Here is a 20,536-nt window from a genome sequence, read left to right as displayed (position 1 = left end):
ATCGGGCGGTCGTGGTCGCGGCGTTCCACTGTGGTCCTCACATGTGGGGCGGAGGCGCGAGGGTGAAGTCCTCGGGCGCCTCCGGCGCGGTCGTGCGCCAGCCCCGTCGCACGGCGGCCTCGGCGAGCCGAGTGCAGCCGAAGTAGCCGAAGGCGGCGGGGGCGTTCGGGAGAAGGCCGGAGACGAGGACCCGGGCCACCCGCAGGGACGTTTCGGCCACGTTTTCGGTGGTGAGGTCGAAGGTCATGAGGCGGTGGCCGCCCGCGTGGAGCGCCCTTTCCAGCCGCTCCCGGCTGCCGTGCTCGACCGCGTCGACGGACACCGTCCCGTGGGCAGGGGCGGTGAACCGGCGGGCCTCGGCCGACATCCGTTCGTCGAGCCACACCTGTACGTGCGCGCCCAGGTCCCGTACGTGATCGAACCGCTCGCCGCACGCGTCGAGGTACCGGCCGTCGGCGCGGTGCTCCAGGTAGAGGCCGCGGGCGAGCAGGCCGGCCTCGACTGCCTGGAAGACCCAGCCGTCTGGGTCGGTCAGGCCCTGCGTGAAGACCCAGGTGTGGACGGCTTCGAGGACCGCCTTGCGGGCAGCTTCGGCCGGGTCGTACTTGCATGCGAAGCCGGCGGCGTAGAGACCGCGTAGGGGGTCGTGGACGAGCGCGGCCATGCACGGGGCGAACTCGGAGGGCATCTCGACGAGGTGGACGTCGAGCGCGGCTCCGGCGAGGTCGTCCAGGAGGCCGGGAACGCTGGCCGGGTCGATGCCGCGGGTCGGTCCGTCGAGGTGCCACCACAGCTCCAGGGCGTCGCGCTCGACGACCTCCAGCAGGCCGCGTTCGACTGCGTCGTCGAATCCCTGGCCGGTGGCGATTCCTGCGTAGTTGAGGTGGTGGGTCCGGGGCAGCTCGCGCAGTTCGCCCTGACGCCAGTTGAGGTGGGTGAGGGCGACGGGCGCCCAGATCTCCGTCGTGGCGCCGTCGGGCAGCCGCTCGGTGCCGTGCGTCCAGAGGGACGGGGTGTCGGCGGTGAAGCGTCGGTAGGGGAACTTCTCCCGGTCGTGCTGCCACGTCGCGTACGACGGGATGTCGTCGGGGCCGTAGATCCGCATGCCTTTCGCCGTCAACTCGGCGGCAGTGGCGCGCAGCGGGGCGTCGGGATGGCCGGTCGGTGGCACGCGGTTGCCGCAGTACCGTTCTATCCCCTCAGCTATCGCGGCGATGCGGGCCTGCTCGGGGTCGCCGAAGGTGGTGCCGAGGGAGACCCGGTCGGCGGGCCACAGGCCGAGTCTGCGGGCGTCGGATATCTCGGCGGTGTACGCGGTGTAGCGGGGCGGGGCACCGGCGGGGTGTTCCACGGGCTCGACCTCGCGGACGATGCCGCAGACGGGGTCGACGAGTGCTTCCAGCGGCAGCGCCGTCATCGCAGGATCTCCTTGGCGGGGTCGATGGAGTGGGGGCGGGAGGGGAGGACGTGCAGGGTCAGCGTCACGCTCGCCGGGTCGACTTCTCGCCGCGAGGAGAGCAGCTGGTCGGCCGTGACGGGGTCGTCGCCGGTGTGGGGGTTGCGGGCGTGGGCCGGGAAATGGTGCCCGGCGATCTCGAGCCGCAGCTGCGTGCCGGCCCGCAGGCGGCGCGTGGCCCGGCCGAGTTCGAAGGTGAACTCACCGTCCGTCGGCTCCTCGCGCCGCAGGACGCCGACGGCGAGACGCTCGGCGACCCCGTCGGGTGTGAGGGCGACGAGGCGGACCGCCCAGTCGGCGGACGGGGTGTCGGCGGTGGCCCGCAGCCGTACCCGCACGGGTCCGACGGCGTCGAGCGGACGCGGGAGCGGTGGTGTGGCCAGCAGGCAGCGGTCGGGGATTCCCCTGGTGTGGACGGTGAAGTCGTCGGAGCGTACGGGGCGTTCGGGGTCGGCGGTGAAGCGGGAGCCGCGCAGCAGCCGCAGCCGCAGCGTGCGCGGTTCACCTTCGGCGCCCGCGGGCAGCCACAGGTCGCCGCCGCCCAGCGCCGACGCGCCGTGGCGGCCGGGGGCCAGGCCACGGCTCAGGGCGCGGCGTGCCCAACGCGCGTACAGCTCGCCGAGGACCACCCGGTGGGCGGGGCCGGCGTCGGGTCCGGGCGCGGCGAGGAGGCCGTGCCCCCAGGGGCCGAGGAGGAGGCGGGCCGAGGGGCCGCCCCACGCGCGCCAGAGGGCGACGGTGTCCTCGGTGAAGTGGTCGTGGTGGCCCCCGATCGCGAGCAGAGGCACGTCGGCGTGCGTCGCCCGGGATACGAGTCGGCCGCGCTCGCGTCGCTGCCACAGTCCCGCCCAGGAGGGCAGGCTTCGGCCCAACCGCTCGGGGAGGCCGGTGAGGGGCAGATGGGTGAGCAGGCAGGGGTCCGCGGCGAGGGCCTTGGCCAGCGCGTCCTCGTCGGAGTCGCGCCGGTCGCCGTGGGCGGCCCACCATCCGGCGCGGGCCAGCAACCGTTCCACGCCGGAGGGTTCGCGGGCGGTCTCGGCGGCGCCGAGTGCGGGCACAGCGGCTATGACGGCGTTCGGCCGTGCCTCCGCCTCACCCTCCGCGTCAAGGGCGAGGACCAGGGCGCAGTGGGCGGCGTAGGAGGCGCCGATGGCCACGTACCGGCCGTCGCTCCACGTCTGTCGCCGAATCCACCGGGCCGTCACCAGCCCGTCGGCGGCTTCGTTCTTGTACGGGTGCCACTGCCCCGGCGACGCGAACCGGCCTCGGACGTCCTGCACGACTGCGGCGAAGCCCCGGCGGGCCCAGCCGCGCGCTTCGGCCAGGTGCCGGGTGCGGTCGTAGGGGGTGCGGATGAGGACGGCGGGGAAGGGGCCGGCACCGTCGGGGAGGCGCACGTCCGTGGCAAGACCTCCGACGGCCTCGTAGACGGACGTCATCCGTCCTTCTTCGGCATCGGCGTGGCGTCAGGCACTGGCAGGACGGGGTGCTCGGTGACGGTCAGGGTGCGCAGGTCCACGTGACGGAGCCGGCGCCTGGCCGGGAAGCCGGCCGTGTGGGTGGCCTCGGTGGCCCACCTGCTGAGATCGTCTGCCATCAGAGCAGTGAGCAGCGCGGCGGCGGGAACGGTGAGCGGGACCGGCACGCCCGAGGTACGGGGCCCGCGCCAGTAGGCGGCCAGTTCGCGGTGGGCGGGGGTGGCTGCTAGCCGACGAGCGCGTACGTGGGCGGCGGTGACGTCGCCCGGGGTGGCGGCGAGAGGCTCGACGTACGCCTGCCAGCTCTCGCGGTGGCAGCGGAGCCAGGCGACCCCGTGCTCGGGCAGCCGGTCGGCGTCCTCCCACAGCCCCTCGGGTACAGGGCCGTCGAGGCACCACACGACGGCGGCGGGGTTTCCGTCGAGCAGTTCCTCGATCCGCGCCGTCGCCCCGTCGGGTGCGGTCACGGCGGGTGCCGTCCGGGGCTCGGCTCCCAGGGCGGCCAGGTGCGCGGCCAGCGGGCGGGTCAGTACCGGGGCGCCGAGGAGACGGACGTCCCGGCGCTCTGCGGGCCACTGCGGAGGCTGCGGCTCGGCCGCCAGGTAGCCCGCCCCCTCGAAAGCCGCCACGACGCGGCGCAGTTCGCCGTCCGGCGGGGCGGAGTCGGCCCCGGTGAGTACGGAGAACAGGGTGTCTTTGTCCGCGCCACGTGTCCTGACGCTGAGGAACTCTCCGTCGGCGGTGCGGACGGCGAGACCCCGCCCGGGCACGGCGACGACTTCGACACCGGGTACGAGTCGGCTGTGGGACATGGCGGTCCTCCTGACGGAAGCGGGCTGGCAGGGGCGTGGGCCCGCCCGTAAGGCAACGGGCGGGCCCACGGTCGAGAGCGGTGAGGCCCTCGCTTACTCCTCGATGTCCTCGAAGGGGTTCTCGACGAGGGCGTTGGAGTGGGTGGCCGAGGCGTGGGCCAGCTGACCCGGGTCGGCGATCGGGGTGAAGATCTGCTCGTTGTCCATGAACTCTCCTTGTTCGTAAGGGAGATGCGGCGTTCGGATGAGCGCCGCAACTCGAACGTTAATGGAACTGATTTTCATTTTCTAGTTCTGGGAGAGGGTGATCTGGGTAACACACAGGCCAGCCGCCCTCGGGGTCCGCGCCGACACGGCCGGCCACCTTCAGCACGTCCGCCAGCAAGCCCGGCGTGACGACCTCCTTCGGCGTGCCGTCGGCCACCACACGGCCTTCGCGCAGGGCGACGATGCGTTCGGCGAACCGGGCGGCGTGGGCCAGGTCGTGCAGCACCATCACCACCGTGAGTCCGCGCTCCTCTCGCAGGCGGACCACCGTCCCCAGCACATCGAGCTGGTGGTGCAGGTCCAGGTATGTGGTCGGCTCGTCGAGCAGCAGGACGCGGGTGTCCTGGGCGAGCGCCATCGCCAGCCGTACCCGCTGCCGTTCGCCTCCGGACAGCGCGTCGACGTCCCGGTCGGCCCACTGCTCCACCCCGACGTCGCGCAGCGCCCGGTGCACCACGGGGTCGTCGCCCTCGCGCAGCATGCCCAGCGGGCCCCGGGCCGCGTACCGCCCCTGGCGCACCAGGTGCCGGACCGTCATCCCCGGTACCGCTGGGGCCGCCTGGTGCAACAGCGCTACCCGGGCCGCGGTGGCACGCCGGGAGAGGCCGGCGAGGTCGTCGCCTCCGAGCAGCACACGCCCCCGGTCCGGCCTCAGCAGCCCCGCGGCCAGGCGCAGCAGGGTCGACTTGCCGCAGCCGTTGAGACCGATGAGCGCGGTCAGCTCGCCCGGCCGTACGGTCAGGTTGACCCCCCGCAGCACGGGTCGCGCGGGGTAGCCGAAGTGGACCCCCTGGACGTGCATCCCCATGGAGTCGGTCATGCTCTGTCCTCCGTCGATTCAGAACGTACGGCCCGGCGCGCGGCGCACCACGACCAGCAGCAGGGCGGCACCCAGACAGGCGGTGAGCGCTCCGACCGGAAGCGTCAGCCGGCCGGTGTCCAGCACCTGGGTCAGCAGCCGCGAGGACGACTGAGCCGCGGCATCCGCCCCGCACACCACGACCGCGCCCAGCAGGGCCGCGCCAGGAAGGCTCGCCCGCAGGTCCGCGCCGAAGACCGCCACGGCCAGATGCGGGACAAGCAGTCCCACGAAGCCCAGCGCTCCGACGGCGGCCACCGCACCCGCCGTCAACGCCACCGAGCACAACAGAGCCAGGGTTCGGGCGCGCGGGGCGGAGAGGCCGGCGGCCAGCGCGATGTCGTCACCGCAGCGCAGCAGGGTCAGGGGCCCGGCCATGAGCCAGGCCGCAGACCCCCAGGCCAGTGCCCATGGCCACAGGAGACGCCAGTGGTCCCAGACCCTGCCCTCGGTGGTGCCGACCAGCCACTGCACGACGCTGCCGATTTCGCCCGGCTCCACGAGCAGCACCATGGAGGTGAGTCCGCCGAGCACCGCCGACACCAGGACTCCGTGCACTGCGGTCTGAGCCGGATCACCACCGGCACGGCCGACGAGCAGCCACAGCAGCAGCGCCCCGGCACACCCGCCCGCGCACGCGGCGAGCACCACGGTCAGCGGCGATTCCCACCCGGCAAGCCCCAGGGCCGTCGCGGTGACGGCCCCGAGGACCGCCCCCGGGGTCACACCCGTCACCTCGGGTCCGGCAAGCGGGTTGCGCAGCGCGGACTGCAGAACCAGCCCGGCTACGGCGAGGGACGCGCCTGCGGCCAGGGCCACCAGCATTCTGGGCAGCCTCAGCTGCCAGAAGATGTGCCGTTCCGTCAGGTCTCCGCCGCCGCCCAACACGTCCCAGACATCGCTCGGGGACATGCCGCGTCCGGCCACCACTTCCACCCCCGCGCAAATCACGGCCAGTGCCGCGAGGGCCGCGAAACGCCGGCTCACCGGGCGTCCTCCGTTCCGGTCTTCGTGACGCGGCGCGGGGAGGCGCCGCAGGTCCCGGGCTCGTCGTGACGCAGCCCCCGCGCCGGAGCGGCGGCCTTGCGCCCGCCGCTCCGGCCACCACGGCCCGACCGCATCAGGGCAACCCCGGCCGGAACCCCCAGCAAAGCAGTCCAGGCACCGGCCGGGGTCTCCACAGGAGCCAGCGCCAGCCGGGCCGGGACATCGGCAGCCGTCACGGCGACGGCACCCCACGCGGCGGACCACGGCAACCAACGCACGGCTCCCGCACCGGGGTTGAACCACCGGGCCAGGTGCGGGGCGAGGAAGCCCACCCATGCGACGGGGCCGCACACAGCCGTGACGGGCGCGATCAGCAGGACGGCTATGGCGAGCGCCGCCAGCCTGGCCCGCTGGACGCGCACGCCCAGCGCCTCGGCGTCCTCGTCGCCCAGCCGCATGACCGAAAGCACCGGCGCACAGAGCACGAGGGCCGGGACCACGACGAGCAGCCACAGCCACAGCCCCTCGACGTCGCCCCAGGTCCGGGCGGAGAGGGACCCCAGCAGATAGCGGTAGATGAGCTGGAGGTCGAGCTGGTCCGCCATGACCATCAGGACGAGCAGCGCGGCCTGCAGAGCGGCCGCGACGGCGGCGCCCGTCAGCAGCACTGCGGACGGACTGCGCCCGAGCCCGGCGGCGAGCAGGGTCAGCCCTCCTCCCAACGCGGCCCCGCCGAGGGCCAGCACGGGCTCGGCCACGGCGGGCAGTGACAGGGCCAGCACCAACGGTGCCGCCACGCCCAGCGCCGCCCCGGAGGAGACACCCAGCATTTCCGGCACCGCCAGAAGATTGCGGAGCGCTTCCTGGAGCACGAGCCCTGCCGCGCCCAGACAGGATCCGGCGATCAGCGCCAGCACCAGTCGCGGGAGGCGGAGTTCGGTGACGACGACCCCCGCGAGCGTGGCCTCCCCGTCCAGCACCGCGCCGGCGAGCCGGTGCGGTGGGACGTAAGGGACGCCGAAGCACAGCGCGCAGACCGAGGCGACCATCAGCACCCCGATCACCAGCAGGGGTTGCCTCCGCGCGCGCCGCAGTGGCTGCCGGGCCCTGCCCGCCAGGTCGTCCGCCGTTACGGGCGCCGAGGAAGGAGCCCTCACCGCAGCGCGGCCGTCGCCTCGTCGAGGACGATGCCCATCGAACGAGTACCGCGCCCCTTGGCCCACACTTCCGCGTTCACCTCGTGGACGTTGCCGTTCTTCACGGCCGGGATCTTGCTCCAGAGGGGGTTCTTCGTCAGTTTCTCCGACAGCTTCCCGTCCCCGCCGCCGAAGCTCATGGTCTCGACGAAGAGGACATCGACGTTCTGGGCGAGTATCTCTTCGAGGCTGTAGGAGCCCTCCACGCCCAGGGACTTCCACGGGTACTCGGCGATCTTGGGAAACAGGCTGGCCGTCACATCGGTTTCCGGGGTCGCGACGCCGAAGTTCTCGTCGCTGCCGTAGATGATGAGGGCGGTCTTGTCGCTCGGGGCCTTCTCCGCCTTGGCGAGCTCGGTACGGAAGGCCCGTTCGGCCTTCTCCCCCTCGGAGGTGCGGCCGGTGAGAGATGCGGTGTCGCGCAGGTAGCCGACGCTGTCCTCCCACGTCTCGGGCTGCATGGCCCAGAACGTGGTGGCGCCCTTCAGCGCGGGGGCCAGCTTGCCGTGGGTGTCCCCCAGGCCGATGACGAGGTCCGGCTTGTGGGAGAGGATCGCCTCCACTTCCGGGGCGATGAATCCGCCCGGGACGACGGCGACCTTCTTCGCCTTGCCCTCCCCGAGGAAGCCGGGGCGGGCGAGCAGTGCGCTGTTGGTGGCCGTCGGGACGATGCCGAGTTCGGTCAGGATGTCGTCGCAGAGCGCGAACAGGCAGACGATCCGCTCCGGCTGCTTCGCCAGGGAGACCTTGACGCCGTTCACGTCGGTCAACTCCGTGGCCGCCTTGATGGGTTCGACGGTGACCTCGGTCTTCGCCGCCGGCCGCGCCTTGCCGACCGCCGGCTCCTCCGCGGACGAGCCGCAGCCGACCAGGACAGAACCCACCGCCACCGCAGCGAGCCAACTACCAACGAACTTCGACGGTGCGCGCAACATCGGCGCCCTCGTTTCTTCTTCGGAAACTGGAACGCCCTGAACATACATGATAATCGTTTTCATTAAATAGACTCTGGAGGACTCATGACCACTACCGCTTCCGCGCTCCTCGTCTCCGACCACGTGGACGGGTCCGTGCATGTGGCGAGCGTGCCGGACGGCGTGGTCACAGGACGCCTGACAGGGCGCCATCTCTCCGAGCACGCGGGGTTCCTGGCGCTGCCGGGAGGGCGGGTGGCATGTGTCGACGACCGCCGGGGGGAACTACTGGTGCTCGACCCGTTCGGCGAGGAACTCGTGGAACTCTCGGTTCCGGTGGCCGTGCCCGCCGAGCACCTGGCCTGCGATCCGTCCGGTCGCCGAGTGGCCGTCACGACCGGCCTGGGCGAGAACGAGCAACCGTGGTCGGACCTCCTGACAGTGGTCGACCTGGCCACGGGAGAGTCCTCACGGGTACGCACACGCGTCGGCGAACCGGGTGTGACGGTGCTCGGCGGCGACGCGCTCGTCGTACTGCGACACAGGGGCCCGGGCGCGCTGGCGGTCCACCGGTTCGCGGAGCTCCTCACGGCCCCGCCCGGCTGCCCGACGGTCACTCCCCACGCACTCCTGCCCCTGCCGGACGACGGGCACGGTGACGCACACGACCCAGGCTCCGGGCAGGTGTTCGCTGCCACGAGCGAGGGAGTGCACTCGGCTCACCGGAACGGCGACACCCTCGCGGCCGGGAGGCTGATCCCATGGGAGTCGCCCGCCCGCGGCTGGTACCTCCGCCTCGACACCCGTCGACGGGCGCTGTGGACCACATTGCGCGGGGGCGATCCGGACCCGCTGCGGTGGCCGGACTGGACCAACCAGGCATGGCGCCACGACCTGGAGACGGGCCGTACGCTCCTCACCGAGCTCGGTCCCGGTCTGGTCTTCCGATTGGCGCTCTCCCGGAGCCATACCGCCTGCACCCGTATCCACCCCGACGGGGACGAACTGGTGCTCATGGGCGCCGACGACACACTTCGGCGCATCCCGCTCCCCGCCATGGACGGCGCGCCCCGGCGTGGCGGCACCCCTTGGGAGGGCGTGGAACGCCGTGCGGTGGCGGCCTCGCCGGGCTCCGACTGGGTCGCCGTCACCCGCGGTGGTCACGGCGAAATTCACCTGATCGACGCCGAGACAGGCGAGGAGGCGAATCGTCTGCGAGGGGACACGCCGCTGCACCACGGCGGCCGCGTCATGCTGCTCAGCCGGAACGACGGCGCCGACGGCGATCCGGTGGGCCGCTGACGCGACATCGCCCGCCCGTGCACAGGGTGAACGCAGCCGGCCGTTGACGATCGGGATCGTCAACGGCCGGCTGTTGACCGGCAGGACCCGCACACCCCGGCGAACTCGATGGTGTGCTCCAAGTCCGTGAACCCGTGCACGGCGGCGATCCGTCCCGCCCTACTGCGCAACGGCCTCTGGATCCACGGGGCGGCCGGCGTAGCAGCATCGGCAGACGAGGCAGTGCTGGTGCCCTTCGGCGGAACGCAAGCGGAACAGCCGCCTTCCTGAACACACATGGGCGACGTCGAGGCCACCTTGCGGCCTCGACCTGCCTGAGCGCGCGGTGGACGGCGGTCAGGCCCATGCGTACGCCCCTGCCGGTCAAGAGCGTGTGCAGTTCGTCGGCCGAGACGAAATCACCGCGCTCGGCGAGCGCGGCCGCAACCGCCGACCGCTTGAGCGTCACCCGAGCGTCCACACCCGTTCACCGCTTCTCCGGCGCAGGAGCCCCACCCACGCGCGTCGTGGCGTCACTCCGGCAGGGCCGCCATCGCCCATACATGGGTGGGCACTCTCCCCGGCGAACCCGGATACGGTCAGCGGTCCGTGTACGGCAGCAGTGCCATCTCGCGGGCGTTCTTGATGGCGGCGGCGAGCTGTCGTTGCTGCTGGGCGGTGACGCGGGTGACGCGACGGCTGCGGATCTTGCCGCGGTCGGAGATGAACTTCCGCAGCAGGCCGGTGTCCTTGTAGTCGATGTACGTGATCTCGGCGGCGTCGAGCGGGTTGGGACGGGACTTCACGGGCTTGCGGGGTTCCTGGCGGCGGGCCATGCGGGTTGTCCTTCTTGGTCGAGTTGTTCGTGGGTCAGGCGGCGTCGAGGAGGGAGTCGAAGGCGGCCGGAAGGCGCTTCCAGCCGTCCGGACCTGCCGCGTACTCCTCGTCGGTGAGGAGGCAGGACTCGAGGAGCTCCTCCAGTCCGTCACGGTCCAGGCCCGGCGAGGTGAAGACGAGGTGCTGGCAGCAGTCGCCGTGCTCGGGGTGCCAGTCCATGGCCGCGGCGGCCCTGCGCATCGGCGGGACCATCTCCCAGGCGGCGTCCGGCAGGGAGGCGAGCCAGGGCCCGGCGCTCTCCACGCACAGCGCCCCACCGGCGGCGTCCCAGGCGAGCAGCGTGTCGGGGCGGTCGGCGAGCCAGAACCGGCCGCGGCTGCGGGCCGCGGCGCAGCACAGATCCTCCAGGGCCTGGTACAGGCGCGCGGGGTGGAAGGGGCGGCGCCGGTGCCAGACGAGTGTGGTGACACCGGCGTCGTCCGCGTCCTGGGGCAGCAGTGCGTATGCGGGGTGCTGCGCCGCCGCGGCGGCCTCGACGTCGAAGCCGGCGAAGGCGGCCTCGGCCAGGTCACCCGAGTCAGCCGCTACGCGGCGGGCGGTCGGGTGCAACTGGGCGAGCAGCGCATGGTCCTCGTCGTCGGCCTCCTCGTTGTCGACGAGAGCGAGGACGGGCGCGTACTCCAGCTGACGGGCGAAGGTGTCGCCGACGGTGCGCTGGTCGGTGGGGGCGGCGGCCAGGCCGCCTTCGGAGAGGTCGTCACCATTGCCGAGGTACGGCAGCACGAGAGCCGGGTCCACCGCCGTGATCACGTTGGTGAGCGTGAGATCGTCCCCGGCGTGGGCGGCGACGACCTCGGCCATCGCCCTGGGCTCGACCGAGTCCCACAGTTCGACCACCGCGAGCCGGGTCAGACCGGTGCCGGCCAGCCGCTCCAGTTCCGGTACGAGGTCCTCGCGCAGGGCGCAGCACGCGCAGTCGTTGACCAGCGGCGTCCCGTCCTCGGACAGCGGCCCGGAGGCGTCGCGGATCAGGCGGCGCACCGCACCGCCCGCCGCGCCGGACAGGTCGTGGTGAAGCGCGACGCTGCCGGGGACAGCCCGCAGGAGGCGGTCGACGACCTCCTTGCGGGCGTCGGAGTGGAGCCCGGCGACGATCACGACGGGCAGCCGGGAGCCCTGCGCCATCAGCGGACCTCGTAACGGCGCTCGAAGCGTTCGACGCGGCCGGCGGTGTCCACGACGCGGGCGGTGCCGGTGTAGAAGGGGTGGCTCGCGGAGGAGATCTCCACGTCGACGACCGGGTAGGAGTGGCCGTCCTCCCACTCGATCGTCTTCTCGCTGGTCATGGTGGAACGGGTGAGGAAAGCGGTGCCGGAGGCGGAGTCGCGGAAGACGACGGGGCCGTAGGCGGAGTGCAGACCGGGCTTCATGGCAGGGACCTTTCGGTAGTGGGGCGGGGATTCAGCGCTCTTCGCGGAAGTCGACGTGGCGGCGAACCACGGGGTCGTACTTGCACAGCACCAGCCGGTCGGGGTTGTTTCGCCGGTTCTTGCGGGTGACGTACGTGAAGCCGGTGCCCGCCGTGGAGCGGAGCTTGATGACCGGGCGGAGTTCATTGCGTGCCATGAGGCTAGTATATGGCAACGGTTTTCATTACCAATAAGTGATGGCTGCAGAGAGAGGCAGGTAACCATGTCCGCCCACTGTCAACTGACCGGCGCAAAGCCGGGCTTCGGCAACACGATCTCCCACTCCCACCGGCGCACTTCGCGTCGCTTCGACCCCAACATCCAGCGCAAGCGCTACTGGCTGCCCAGCGAGGGACGGCATGTCCGTCTCACCCTGAGCACCAAGGCGATCAAAACCGTGGACGCGATCGGCATCGAGGCGGCCGTGGCACGGATCCGGGCACGAGGAGTGAAGGTCTGATGGCGAAGAAGAGCAAGATCGCGCAGAACGAGAAGCGCAAGGAGATCGTCGAACGGTACGCCGCCAGGCGAGCCGAACTGAAGGAAATCATCCGGCGCCCCTCCTCCACCGCCGAGGGGCGCCGGACCGCGCAGGCGGAGCTGAGCCGGCAGCCGCGCAACGCCAGCGCCACGCGGGTCCGCAACCGCGACAGCGTCGACGGCCGCCCCCGCGGCTACCTGCGCAAGTTCGGACTCTCCCGGGTCCGCGCGCGGCAGCAGGCGCACGCCGGCTTCCTCCCCGGGGTGACGAAGTCCTCCTGGTGATCCCCACCGGATGACGTGCGAGCGTCGGCCGGGCGCCCCACCACGAAGATCCGGTGGGGTGTGCTCGGCCGGGGCCGCCGGACCCGGGATGCCCACGACGTCGACCGCCCGATCAAGACGCCCGGACGCCGGAGGGGGGGGGCAGAGGGCGGCCATGAGCAGCGACACTCCTGTGATCCCCGGTTACGCGACCTCGTCCGTCACGGGCCGCCGGGGAACCGGCGCGCGACGAACCGAGATCCTGAAGTTCCTCGAAGCATCGGGCCGATTCCTCACGGCCCGGCAACTCCACGTCCTGAGCGTGATCCAGGGGTCCGGCACGAGCTTTTCCACGGTCTGCCGAATCCTTCGGTCCGCTGACGCCTCCGGTCTGCTCGAGGTCGTGCACGTCCCCTCCGGGAAGGCGTACCGCCTTCTGTCCGCCAGCCACGAACACCGCCTGGCATGCCGCGGGTGCGGAGAGGGCGCCCTGTTCACCTCGGAGGCACTTGAGGTGTGGCTCGCAGGACTGGGCAGCCGTTACGGCTTCCATGACGTACGGCACGCCGTGAACGTGACCGGGACCTGCCGCCGATGCCTGCCCATCAAGGCATGACATTCACACGGAAGTCACTTCACCGAAGGGTCTCCGCATGAACTTCCATCGGACGACCGGTACGCCCAAGGGCTTGCTGAGCGTGGTCGCCGGAAACTCTCCCGAGATCCGCGGAGGTCTGGTTGAACAGTTGCTCCGCACAAGTCCGGAGGCGGTAGTCCTCTCCGTGTCGGTCGAGGTCGGCCCCTTCGGCGGCTATCCGGTGGTCCGGCGCCTGATGACCACCGTCGGTCCCCGGTCGGCGGCACCGGCTTCCCTGGGCGCGACCGGAGACCCCGTGGTGATTGTGCGTCAGGACATGGTCGCGCTCCACCGGGCCACGAAAGACGTCCATGTCGTCCTGGCTCTGCCCGAGCACGTCGACGTTCTCCCTTTCCTGCATCGGTTGTGGCGAACCCGGATCGGCGCCGACAGCCTGGACGACCACTACGACGCCGCTCCGGTCCTTGTCGGCGTTGATCCGGCCGCCTTCCTGACGGACATCACCTGCGTGCACCGGACGGTACGGGTCTGGAGCGGCGACGCCCAGGACGAGCCGCTCACTCCGTCGGAGGCCGCCGCCCGGCAGGTGGAGCGGCCGACGCCCTCGTCCTGACGGACGCGTCACCGGGGAGTCAGGAACCCGGCCAGGCCGCCGCCGCGCTCATGCGGCACCTCAATCCCCGCGCCGGCGTGATCACCCTCGGCCGGATCGCCGCCCGGCAGCCGGCGTCGGGTCGGGTCCTGCCCCGCCCACAGGTTCCCGCGCAAGGGCGAGAGGCGTGGGAGTCGCGGCTCGACGCCGTGACCTGCTCGTGCGCGTACCCCGAAACCAACCAGGCCGTCTCGTCTGTCGTGTGGCGCTCCCGACGCCCGCTGCACCCGGAGCGGCTCGCCCTCCTCTGTCGAGTGGGTTCCGCATGCTGTGAACCGGTGCGCCTTTGCCCGGTCGTGGGTCGCGGCCGGTGGCTAGCCGACGGCCATTGAGTGGTGTGCATCGTGAAGTGGCAGTTCACGGGCCTGGTGTGATTCCGTGCCCCGGTGCTCGTGCTGGTCGCGCGCGGCAGTCTGCCGTGCAGATCGTCGGGCAGGGAGGTCTTCGTGGGCTCTGTCACGTTGGCTGGCGGGGTGAAATGATCTCCGGGTTGATCATGGTGGAGCGGGCTGTTCGTGGGGAGCGCGTCCCCGTCGTGCAAGGGGCATCGGTACCCAGTGGAGGTGATCTCGCACCGCGTGTGGCTGTACTTTCCCTTCCCGCTCAGCTGCCGCGAGGTCGAGGAGCTTATGCTCCGGCGCGGCGTGATCGTCTCCCACGAGACCGTCCGCCGCTGGTGCGCAAAGTTCGGGCAGGCCTACGCCGACGGTCTGCGCCGCCGCCGGCCCCGGCCGGGTTCCCGCTCCTCCAGGCCCTCGTCGACGATCCGTTCGATGGTCTTGCACAGGACTCGATGGCGCCCCTCGCGTGCTACTGCACGATCGGGTGATCTGGGTGGGATACGAGGATTCCGCCCGGTGCACCTACAGCCGCGCGTGACGCTCTGACCGCCAATGCCGCCGAGGTCGATGCCCTGTCTCAGATGCTCGACACCTGCGAGGCCCGACGCTTCCAGGCAGCACACCTAGCGGTACCGGGCAGAGCTTCCGTCGGAGCGCCGGACGGTGACTTGCGGCCCCGACCCGTCGCCGGGGCAGAGGGAGATGGGACACCCTGCCCCGGCCGCTGCCCCCGCGGCGACTCCCCACCTCCGGCCGTGTACATCGTGGCCCGCACCATTACCGCACCGAACCCTCGCGGCGCCCTTCGCAGCACCACCCGGTGCTCGCGGTTGCGGCCGCATTCCTCGTCCCGGCGGCCCAGGCCGAAGTCGTGGTCATGTGCGCGCCCCACACCACTGGCGTGTGCAGGGCCGGCAGTGCGTGCCCGGCTGCCGCGACCGCCGAGTGCAAGGACGGGACCTACAGCTACTCGAAGACGGGCGGCCGGGGTGCCGTCCACGACGCCAGCGGCGTGGGCAACGCCGCCGCGTTCTGCATCGCTGTTGCTGCGACCGGTGTCCACGGCAGCGGACACCATGCCCGACACCCGGTACCGGGAACGGCGAGGCAGCGGCTTCGTCACCCGATCGGGTGGGCCGCACCAGGAAAGCCGACCGGCCCGGGCCCGGGGCCCGGATGATCAATTCGACCGCCCGCCCCTGTGGTAGGCGACTCAACTACACCTATTCGACCAGGGAATTGCGAAGATCCTCATGGCTGAAGCACTGAAGTACGGCGACCGGATCCACCTGCAGAACGGATACGGCAACTGGGGCGGCGGGTACCTCGACACGAACGGCGCGAGCTCCGCGAACGGCGCCGTCTACGGGGTTTCCACCGCGGAAAGCCCGACCCGCGGAACGGGTACCGGGACGTGGGAGATCGCGTCCGCCCAGGGCAAGGCCACCGGCACACCGGTCTCCAGCGGCGACCTGATCACCCTGCGCAACCTCTACGGGGCCGGAAGCTACCTGGACACCAACGGGCACGCCACCGCGGCCCAGAAGAAGGCCGGCGGCAAGTACGACGTCCTCACCGCCAAGAACGACGACCGCGGCACGGGCACCGCCGAGTGGCGCATCTTCGCCCAGACCTCCAACCCCCAGGACACCGCCGTCCACATCGGCGACACCGTCCACCTCTGGAACACTTACGGAGGCAACGGCGGCTTCCTGGAGACCAACGGCGCCGGCCCCACCGGCGGCAAGTACGACGTGTGCACCAACGCCTACTACAACCGCACCGGCAACGTTGCCGACTGGCGCATCTCCCGCGCCTGACCCCCAGCCGGCCCCGGGCCATCAAGGCTCGGGGAACCGGGAACGGCGCCCACCCCGCATGCCCGAGGTGGGCGCCAATGCCGCACTCTGCCAAGAGCGGCACGCCGAAACCGAAGCCGGACAGCCACGTTCGTGCCCGACCCGCTGTGGGGACAGGGGAGACGGGTTGAGGACATCACGCTCCATCGCCAGTTCCTTGTTGTCTCGTTTGAGCTGCGCATTCTCCCGCCGCAGCCGCTCCAGCTCGTCATTCCCGCCCCGGCGCGGTGCCCGCGCGGCGAGCCCGCGACACCCAGATGGCCAGCGTGGTCTCGTTGATCCCCAGATCCTTCGCGACCTCGGCGATGGTCTTGCCGGTCTCGGTGACGATCCGTACGGCCCCCTCACGGAACTCCGCGTCGAACTACCGCCGCTTCTCTGCCATGACTCCCCACTTCCCCTGCAGTCACGGTCTTCACGCTACGAGGGAAGGGACGCAATCACACGCCGGAGCAGCCGAGTTGAACTCCACCAGCGCGAGCACGTACAACTGCGGCAACAGGGTCTCCTGGATCTCGGTCGGCTTCGCAACCCCGAGCTACCAAGAGACCCTGTTTCCACGCCCGCGGCCAGCCGCGATCACCCGATCGAGACTCCCGTTCGACGCCCACCCCTCAAGATCGGAACGACAACAGCTACTGACGCCAACGATGCCTCGGACGACGGTCTAGCGGCCGTGGACCTGTTGCCGAAGTCGTCGATCGGCGCAGCCTTCTACGCGCCGGAGGCAGGCCACTACGTACCCCCGGGCGGGGTCTGGTCGGCGTGGCTGTGCGGCACCCAGCTTGTAGCCGAGCGGTGCGATGTCCTCCGCCGGTTCGCCGACGGCATCGACGCCGCCGGCCACCGGGTCCACCGCGCGTTCCTCGCGAGCGTTCGCGTTCTGGATGAAGGCGACCACTGGAACCCGCTGTGTGCAGCGCTGATCGGGGGCGGTGGCGCCTGTTCGCCCGGTGCCCGCCGACCACCTGCCGGTGCCTGCCGCTCCGGCAGGTGGTCCGCGGGCCGCTGGCGAGTGGTCAGCGGGCTCTTCAGGCAGGGTGAGTGCAAGGTTGATCTGGCAAGCGAGGATGGTCGAGGAGCAGGCCGTGACGCTCCGGAGCAGCCCCTCGGCGGCATGGCTGGTGAGGGGAAAAAAGGCTGGAAGTGACGTAGGCGCAGGTGAGAGCGTGGTCCCATGAGCATGATTGATGACGTCATCGCCCTGGCCGCCACCCACGGCCCGCGCCTGTCCGCGCAGGACGCCACCGTGAACGAGGCGGGCCTGGACTACCGCGTCGTCATGGCCTCCGACACGACTGACCAGAAGTGGGTGCTGCGCGTACCGCGCCGCGCCGACGTCTCCGAGGGCATGGCCGCCGAGACGCGCATCCTTGACCTGGTCGCGCCCGTCCTGGCCGAGAACGGCGTCGCGGTCCCCGACTGGCAGGTCCGTTCCCCCGAGCTGATCGCCTACCCGGCCCTGCCCGGCGCCCCGGGCCTGACCCTGACCGACGCCGGGGAGCCCGACTGGCACATGGACCCTGCCAGCCCGGACTACGCCGAGCGCCTGGGGCGTCTGCTGGCCCGTCTGCACTCCATCACCCCGGAGCAGGCCGAGGCCGCGGGCGTCGAGGTCCGCACCCCGGCCCAGGTACGTCAGGCGTGGCGGGACGACATCGCCCGCGTGAGCGATGCCTTCACTGTTTCCCCCGCCCTGACCGAGGCATGGCAGGCCTGGCTCAAGGACGACACCTGCTGGCCCGAGCAGACCGTGATGACCCACGGCGAGATCTACCCCGCGCACGTGCTGTTCGACGAGGAGGGCACGATCACCGGGGTCCTGGACTGGACCACCGCCCGCGTGGACGACCCCGCCCGTGACCTGTCCGCCCAGTACGGCGCCGCGGGCGAGGAGATGCTGCAGGCCACCCTCACCGCGTACGAGCAGGCGGGCGGGAACGTCCACCCCGGCCTGGCAGCCCAGGCGAAGCACCTGTGGAACACCTCCCCGATCGGGTACGCCCTGTTCGCGCTGACCACCGGCGCCGAGACCGACCTGGCCACCGCGGCAGCGATGCTGAACCCCGAGACCTGATGCCCCGCCCGGTCCGACGACGGTGCACCTTCCCGCCCCGGGAAGGTGCACCGTCGTCGGACCGGAGATCCGTGGGGGCACATGAGGTGGGTCACGCCCCGGCCGAGCGCGGCCTGGTCGCCCCGGTCGCCGACGTCACCCTGCTCGACCGGTGGGAAACCGTTCTTGCCACAGCCGCGCCCGAACTCGTCGGTCACGTCCAACTCCGCTGGATCACACCGAAACTGATCGCGGCCGCCACCACAGCAGCCCCCACCGCGAACGTCCGCGCCCCGAACATCCTCCCGCCCAGCCCCCGGAAAACCAGCCCCACCGCAGACACCGCCGCCCCGGCCGCGCCCGCACCGCGCACACCCGCCCCCGCCGCGCAGCCCGGAGGGCGACCCCGGCCCAAGCACCCGTGCCACCTCGCCGCCCTGGCCGCCCACCGCACCGCCGGAGGCACCCGCGAGACCGGACTCGCACCCTGCATCCGCGAAGCCGTCGACCGCCAGACCCAGGCACTTCTCCAGCGCCGCGAGCCCGAGTACGCGTTCACCGAAGTTTCCGCCCAGGAAGAAATCCTCCAGGCCCAGGCCCGGCAGCGCCCTGCTCAGCCCGACGGCACCCTCGAAGACACCATCCGTACCGCCCTCACCTACAAGCGCCGCGGTATACCAGCAGCCCGGCCTTCCCCGTCGCGTATTGCGGCGTGATCCCGTTGATCGACTGCGGAGCGAACCCCTGGACTGGGACGGTGAGTTGGTACGAAAGGTGAGGTTTCATGCGAGGGGACAAGCGGCGGACCCAGACAGCGGTCCCCGGCGGTGCGGACTCGGAGGCGAGATCGGCCCCGGCCTGCAGTGCTCCGCGAGCCCCCGGCTCCGTGACCTTGCTGCGCGCGGCGCGTTGGGCAGGCCGACACGTGCAACGCCCGCCCCCACCGAGCACGTGTGACGGCCCTCGGCTCCCGCCCGGCGTCAGGGCCGGCGTCATGCCGGAGCTCGTCAACCACGGCCTGCGGCCCGCTCGGCTCGGTACTCAGCCGAGACCTGGTCCGAGTTCATGAAACCCCCTGTCGCCCTCCGCCCCGCGCGGCAGAATGTACGCATGCCACCGAGGATCAGGTTCAGCGGAGCCGAGAAGGACATGACGCTCGACGAGCTGGAGGAAGCCATCCAGCACGCGCGCAAAGCCGGAGCCGAGGGGACCTGCTACGTGTACGCGGTTCTCAGCACCAGCGGGAAAGTCAAAGAGGTGGGCGTGAACATCGGCGACGGCGCCGACTACTAGAGAAGGCGTGTGAGAAGTCGCGGAAACCACGCCTCCGCGCAGATAAAACCCCAGGTCAATCAGACTGCACGGGGATGGCCCCGGCGCCCGCTCGCCGCGCACCAGGAGGCGGAGCCGCCGTCGCGGGTGGGCCCGGCCATCGCGGAGGCAGTGGAGCGGCAGACCGCCGCGATGCGGGAGCTGTCCCGCCGCTCGTTCCCCGAGCCCGATGCTGTCCCGGAAGATCTGCGGCCCATCCTGGCCCCGGTCGACCTGGTGTGGGCGCGTCTGGAGCGTCCGTCCGCCCTCCGCCTGGTGGCCGCCGCCCGCAGCGAGCTGAGCGGGATGGTCGGGTCCGTCGGCCGTACGGACGCGCCGCAGGTCCTCGCCGACCGGCTCTCCCGGCGCCTGGCCGACCAGATGCGCACGGCCGGGCCGGTCAAGGACCCGGTGGGCTGGCTGAGCGGCCTGGCCCTGCCCCAGCGTCAGCAGTGCGGCGACGTGCGGTGCGACGACCGCGTGCTGCTCGACTCCGGCCGGACTGCCCCCGGTGCGCGGACCGGCAGGTCGACCGCCGGGCGCAGCGCGGTCGCGGCCGAGGTCGACGCCGCGATGCCTGGAGCCTCGGAGGCGGAGCGGCGGGTGGCCACCGCGCAGCAGTTGCCCCCGGACGTGACGGCCATGGCGTGGGTGAAGGCGTACGAGTGGGAGGAGGTCCGGGCCCGGCAGGCCGCCGCAGCTCTAGCCCGTACTGAAGCTGCGGCCGCGCGGCGCGGGGACGACGTACCGACCTCGCCGATGGCCCCGGTCGTGCTCCCCGCGCCCCGCCCGGCCGTAATCGCCCCGACCCCTGATCCGCAGCTGGGAGTCCTTCGCCCCGCGCGGCCGGTTCATCTCGTCGATCGGACACTCGACGACCCGGCCGGTCATCCGGTGCAGTTCGACCTTGTGCCGCAGCTCCAGGAACGTGAAGTACATGGTCAGCGCCTCCGACCGGGCAAGCCGGGTGCCGCTGGGCGAGTTCCGCAGCACCTTCCCGAAGTACGCGTCCGCGTCGGCGCGCTCCATGTCCCACAGCGGCCGGCCGAACCACGTACGCACCTGTTCCAGGTGACCGACGTCTCCGCGGATGGTGCCGTCCGTCAGCCCGGCAGACGCCCGCGCGAGCACGAATCCGGCCAGCGCGTCGGTCTCGAAATGCTCCAGCTCCTCTGCCGGGACGGGAGCCCGCACATCGCGGAGGTCCCTCACGACCGGTGTCGCACACAGGGGGCCGGAAAGGTTCACCCGAAGGAAGGAGACCGGCGGGGGCCTCCCCGCGAGACGGCTCCACGAGAGCAGCTCTGCTCGTGCAGGGGTTCCGGTGCTGAAATGGCCTCATGGCCGACACACCGTCCCACCCCAGTTCGCCCGCCGCCCACGACACCGACCTGATCATCGTCGTCGGCGGCCCGGGCG

At 71.6% G+C, this 20,536-nt stretch carries 25 protein-coding genes and 2 pseudogenes; 11 read left to right on the top strand and 16 right to left on the bottom strand.

Annotation, left to right across the window (positions count from 1 at the left end; translation table 11 throughout):
• Positions 1-37 precede the first annotated feature (37 nt).
• From ACFC79_RS23065 to ACFC79_RS23030, 8 genes are all read right to left on the bottom strand, one after another.
• Positions 38-1,417, bottom strand: coding sequence for a YcaO-like family protein (locus ACFC79_RS23065; RefSeq protein ID WP_376242957.1), 1,380 nt, complete (start codon positions 1,415-1,417; stop codon positions 38-40).
• A complete protein-coding gene (locus tag ACFC79_RS23060; protein WP_376242955.1) occupies positions 1,414-2,895 on the bottom strand; it encodes a CocE/NonD family hydrolase in 1,482 nt (493 codons plus the stop codon). Before ACFC79_RS23060 ends, ACFC79_RS23065 begins: the two co-directional genes overlap by 4 nt.
• Positions 2,892-3,746, bottom strand: a complete 855-nt coding sequence (locus ACFC79_RS23055; protein ID WP_376242953.1) for a hypothetical protein — start codon at positions 3,744-3,746, stop codon at positions 2,892-2,894. Before ACFC79_RS23055 ends, ACFC79_RS23060 begins: the two co-directional genes overlap by 4 nt.
• A gap of 93 nt (positions 3,747-3,839) precedes the next feature.
• Positions 3,840-3,953 carry a streptamidine family RiPP gene (gene amiA, locus ACFC79_RS23050; protein ID WP_376242951.1) on the bottom strand — a complete coding sequence of 38 codons (114 nt, stop codon included), beginning with the start codon at positions 3,951-3,953 and terminating at the stop codon, positions 3,840-3,842.
• A gap of 58 nt (positions 3,954-4,011) precedes the next feature.
• Positions 4,012-4,833: an ABC transporter ATP-binding protein gene (locus tag ACFC79_RS23045; RefSeq protein WP_376242950.1), complete on the bottom strand. Its 822-nt coding sequence runs from the start codon at positions 4,831-4,833 to the stop codon at positions 4,012-4,014.
• Positions 4,834-4,851: 18 nt separating this feature from the next.
• Positions 4,852-5,859, bottom strand: coding sequence for a FecCD family ABC transporter permease (locus ACFC79_RS23040; RefSeq protein WP_376242949.1), 1,008 nt, complete (start codon positions 5,857-5,859; stop codon positions 4,852-4,854).
• A complete protein-coding gene (locus ACFC79_RS23035) occupies positions 5,856-6,908 on the bottom strand; it encodes a FecCD family ABC transporter permease (protein WP_376243227.1) in 1,053 nt (350 codons plus the stop codon). The genes ACFC79_RS23040 and ACFC79_RS23035 overlap by 4 nt, the downstream gene beginning before the upstream one ends.
• Positions 6,909-7,012: 104 nt before the next feature.
• Positions 7,013-7,990, bottom strand: coding sequence for an ABC transporter substrate-binding protein (locus tag ACFC79_RS23030; protein WP_376242947.1), 978 nt, complete (start codon positions 7,988-7,990; stop codon positions 7,013-7,015).
• Between the two features lie 84 nt (positions 7,991-8,074).
• Between ACFC79_RS23030 and ACFC79_RS23025 the strand changes: the two genes are divergently transcribed.
• A complete protein-coding gene (locus ACFC79_RS23025) occupies positions 8,075-9,271 on the top strand; it encodes a hypothetical protein (RefSeq protein WP_376242945.1) in 1,197 nt (398 codons plus the stop codon).
• On the opposite strand, the gene ACFC79_RS23020 is transcribed toward ACFC79_RS23025, so the two are convergent.
• From ACFC79_RS23020 to rpmG, 5 genes are all read right to left on the bottom strand, one after another.
• Positions 9,228-9,719 (bottom strand): hypothetical protein, encoded by a 492-nt coding sequence (locus ACFC79_RS23020; RefSeq protein ID WP_376242943.1) that lies wholly within the window; start codon positions 9,717-9,719, stop codon positions 9,228-9,230. The genes ACFC79_RS23025 and ACFC79_RS23020 overlap by 44 nt on opposite strands.
• 130 nt (positions 9,720-9,849) lie before the next feature.
• A complete protein-coding gene (rpsR, locus tag ACFC79_RS23015; protein WP_376242941.1) occupies positions 9,850-10,086 on the bottom strand; it encodes a 30S ribosomal protein S18 in 237 nt (78 codons plus the stop codon).
• Positions 10,087-10,120: 34 nt separating this feature from the next.
• Complete coding sequence (locus tag ACFC79_RS23010; protein WP_376242939.1) at positions 10,121-11,272, bottom strand: CobW family GTP-binding protein; 1,152 nt, start codon at positions 11,270-11,272, stop codon at positions 10,121-10,123.
• Positions 11,272-11,517: a type B 50S ribosomal protein L31 gene (locus ACFC79_RS23005; RefSeq protein WP_376242937.1), complete on the bottom strand. Its 246-nt coding sequence runs from the start codon at positions 11,515-11,517 to the stop codon at positions 11,272-11,274. Before ACFC79_RS23005 ends, ACFC79_RS23010 begins: the two co-directional genes overlap by 1 nt.
• A 31-nt stretch (positions 11,518-11,548) precedes the next feature.
• A complete protein-coding gene (gene rpmG / locus ACFC79_RS23000) occupies positions 11,549-11,713 on the bottom strand; it encodes a 50S ribosomal protein L33 (protein ID WP_376242935.1) in 165 nt (54 codons plus the stop codon).
• 66 nt (positions 11,714-11,779) lie between these two features.
• On the opposite strand from rpmG, the gene rpmB reads away from it, so the two are divergent.
• The 6 genes and pseudogenes from rpmB (at position 11,780) to ACFC79_RS22970 (ending at position 15,711) form a co-directional block, all read left to right on the top strand.
• Positions 11,780-12,016 carry a 50S ribosomal protein L28 gene (rpmB, locus tag ACFC79_RS22995; protein WP_376242933.1) on the top strand — a complete coding sequence of 79 codons (237 nt, stop codon included), beginning with the start codon at positions 11,780-11,782 and terminating at the stop codon, positions 12,014-12,016.
• On the top strand, positions 12,016-12,321 hold the full coding sequence (rpsN, locus tag ACFC79_RS22990; protein ID WP_376242931.1) for a 30S ribosomal protein S14: 306 nt from the start codon (positions 12,016-12,018) through the stop codon (positions 12,319-12,321). The genes rpmB and rpsN overlap by 1 nt, the downstream gene beginning before the upstream one ends.
• A gap of 154 nt (positions 12,322-12,475) precedes the next feature.
• Positions 12,476-12,916: a Fur family transcriptional regulator gene (locus ACFC79_RS22985; RefSeq protein WP_376242929.1), complete on the top strand. Its 441-nt coding sequence runs from the start codon at positions 12,476-12,478 to the stop codon at positions 12,914-12,916.
• Between the two features lie 37 nt (positions 12,917-12,953).
• A complete protein-coding gene (locus ACFC79_RS22980) occupies positions 12,954-13,511 on the top strand; it encodes a hypothetical protein (RefSeq protein WP_376242927.1) in 558 nt (185 codons plus the stop codon).
• A gap of 554 nt (positions 13,512-14,065) precedes the next feature.
• A pseudogene (locus ACFC79_RS22975) lies at positions 14,066-14,278 on the top strand (IS6 family transposase); the annotation flags it as partial.
• An 866-nt stretch (positions 14,279-15,144) separates the two neighbouring features.
• A complete protein-coding gene (locus ACFC79_RS22970) occupies positions 15,145-15,711 on the top strand; it encodes a hypothetical protein (RefSeq protein ID WP_376242925.1) in 567 nt (188 codons plus the stop codon).
• Positions 15,712-15,958: 247 nt separating this feature from the next.
• Here the strand turns inward: ACFC79_RS22970 and ACFC79_RS22965 are convergent, their stop codons facing one another.
• Positions 15,959-16,057: a hypothetical protein gene (locus ACFC79_RS22965; protein ID WP_376243224.1), complete on the bottom strand. Its 99-nt coding sequence runs from the start codon at positions 16,055-16,057 to the stop codon at positions 15,959-15,961.
• Positions 16,058-16,396: 339 nt separating this feature from the next.
• Here ACFC79_RS22965 and ACFC79_RS22960 point away from each other — a divergent pair.
• The 4 genes and pseudogenes from ACFC79_RS22960 to ACFC79_RS22945 all read left to right on the top strand — a co-directional run.
• Positions 16,397-16,645 (top strand): annotated as a pseudogene (locus ACFC79_RS22960) (hypothetical protein); the annotation flags it as partial.
• A gap of 282 nt (positions 16,646-16,927) precedes the next feature.
• Positions 16,928-17,827 (top strand): macrolide 2'-phosphotransferase, encoded by a 900-nt coding sequence (locus ACFC79_RS22955; RefSeq protein ID WP_376242924.1) that lies wholly within the window; start codon positions 16,928-16,930, stop codon positions 17,825-17,827.
• 71 nt (positions 17,828-17,898) lie between these two features.
• Positions 17,899-18,522: a hypothetical protein gene (locus ACFC79_RS22950; protein WP_376242922.1), complete on the top strand. Its 624-nt coding sequence runs from the start codon at positions 17,899-17,901 to the stop codon at positions 18,520-18,522.
• 394 nt (positions 18,523-18,916) lie between these two features.
• Positions 18,917-19,099, top strand: coding sequence for a hypothetical protein (locus ACFC79_RS22945; RefSeq protein WP_376242920.1), 183 nt, complete (start codon positions 18,917-18,919; stop codon positions 19,097-19,099).
• Positions 19,100-19,563: 464 nt separating this feature from the next.
• Here the strand turns inward: ACFC79_RS22945 and ACFC79_RS22940 are convergent, their stop codons facing one another.
• A complete protein-coding gene (locus tag ACFC79_RS22940) occupies positions 19,564-19,761 on the bottom strand; it encodes a hypothetical protein (protein WP_376242918.1) in 198 nt (65 codons plus the stop codon).
• 58 nt (positions 19,762-19,819) lie between these two features.
• The gene (locus ACFC79_RS22935) at positions 19,820-20,329 is read right to left on the bottom strand and encodes a hypothetical protein (RefSeq protein ID WP_376242916.1); all 510 of its coding nucleotides are present in this window, start codon (positions 20,327-20,329) and stop codon (positions 19,820-19,822) included.
• Positions 20,330-20,536 lie beyond the last annotated feature (207 nt).

The sequence above is a fragment of the Streptomyces sp. NPDC056061 genome, from assembly GCF_042266885.1.
GTDB lineage: Bacteria > Actinomycetota > Actinomycetes > Streptomycetales > Streptomycetaceae > Streptomyces.
The sequence above is the reverse complement of the archived record's forward strand: the minus strand, read 5'-3'. Positions and strand labels throughout refer to the sequence as shown.

Coding starts and splice junctions, on each gene's coding strand:
- ACFC79_RS23060 (WP_376242955.1), bottom strand. CDS start 2,895: ATGACGTCCGTCTACGAGGCCGTCGGAGGTCTTGCCACGGACGTGCGC.
- ACFC79_RS23010 (WP_376242939.1), bottom strand. CDS start 11,272: ATGGCGCAGGGCTCCCGGCTGCCCGTCGTGATCGTCGCCGGGCTCCAC.
- ACFC79_RS22940 (WP_376242918.1), bottom strand. CDS start 19,761: ATGGCCGTCACGTCCGGGGGCAACTGCTGCGCGGTGGCCACCCGCCGC.
- amiA (WP_376242951.1), bottom strand. CDS start 3,953: ATGGACAACGAGCAGATCTTCACCCCGATCGCCGACCCGGGTCAGCTG.
- ACFC79_RS23045 (WP_376242950.1), bottom strand. CDS start 4,833: ATGACCGACTCCATGGGGATGCACGTCCAGGGGGTCCACTTCGGCTAC.
- ACFC79_RS22980 (WP_376242927.1), top strand. CDS start 12,954: ATGAACTTCCATCGGACGACCGGTACGCCCAAGGGCTTGCTGAGCGTG.
- ACFC79_RS23055 (WP_376242953.1), bottom strand. CDS start 3,746: ATGTCCCACAGCCGACTCGTACCCGGTGTCGAAGTCGTCGCCGTGCCC.
- ACFC79_RS22945 (WP_376242920.1), top strand. CDS start 18,917: ATGCCACCGAGGATCAGGTTCAGCGGAGCCGAGAAGGACATGACGCTC.
- ACFC79_RS22970 (WP_376242925.1), top strand. CDS start 15,145: ATGGCTGAAGCACTGAAGTACGGCGACCGGATCCACCTGCAGAACGGA.
- rpmB (WP_376242933.1), top strand. CDS start 11,780: ATGTCCGCCCACTGTCAACTGACCGGCGCAAAGCCGGGCTTCGGCAAC.
- ACFC79_RS23005 (WP_376242937.1), bottom strand. CDS start 11,517: ATGAAGCCCGGTCTGCACTCCGCCTACGGCCCCGTCGTCTTCCGCGAC.
- rpsR (WP_376242941.1), bottom strand. CDS start 10,086: ATGGCCCGCCGCCAGGAACCCCGCAAGCCCGTGAAGTCCCGTCCCAAC.
- rpsN (WP_376242931.1), top strand. CDS start 12,016: ATGGCGAAGAAGAGCAAGATCGCGCAGAACGAGAAGCGCAAGGAGATC.
- ACFC79_RS23025 (WP_376242945.1), top strand. CDS start 8,075: ATGACCACTACCGCTTCCGCGCTCCTCGTCTCCGACCACGTGGACGGG.
- ACFC79_RS22985 (WP_376242929.1), top strand. CDS start 12,476: ATGAGCAGCGACACTCCTGTGATCCCCGGTTACGCGACCTCGTCCGTC.
- ACFC79_RS22955 (WP_376242924.1), top strand. CDS start 16,928: ATGAGCATGATTGATGACGTCATCGCCCTGGCCGCCACCCACGGCCCG.
- ACFC79_RS23065 (WP_376242957.1), bottom strand. CDS start 1,417: ATGACGGCGCTGCCGCTGGAAGCACTCGTCGACCCCGTCTGCGGCATC.
- ACFC79_RS23030 (WP_376242947.1), bottom strand. CDS start 7,990: ATGTTGCGCGCACCGTCGAAGTTCGTTGGTAGTTGGCTCGCTGCGGTG.
- rpmG (WP_376242935.1), bottom strand. CDS start 11,713: ATGGCACGCAATGAACTCCGCCCGGTCATCAAGCTCCGCTCCACGGCG.
- ACFC79_RS23035 (WP_376243227.1), bottom strand. CDS start 6,908: ATGGTCGCCTCGGTCTGCGCGCTGTGCTTCGGCGTCCCTTACGTCCCA.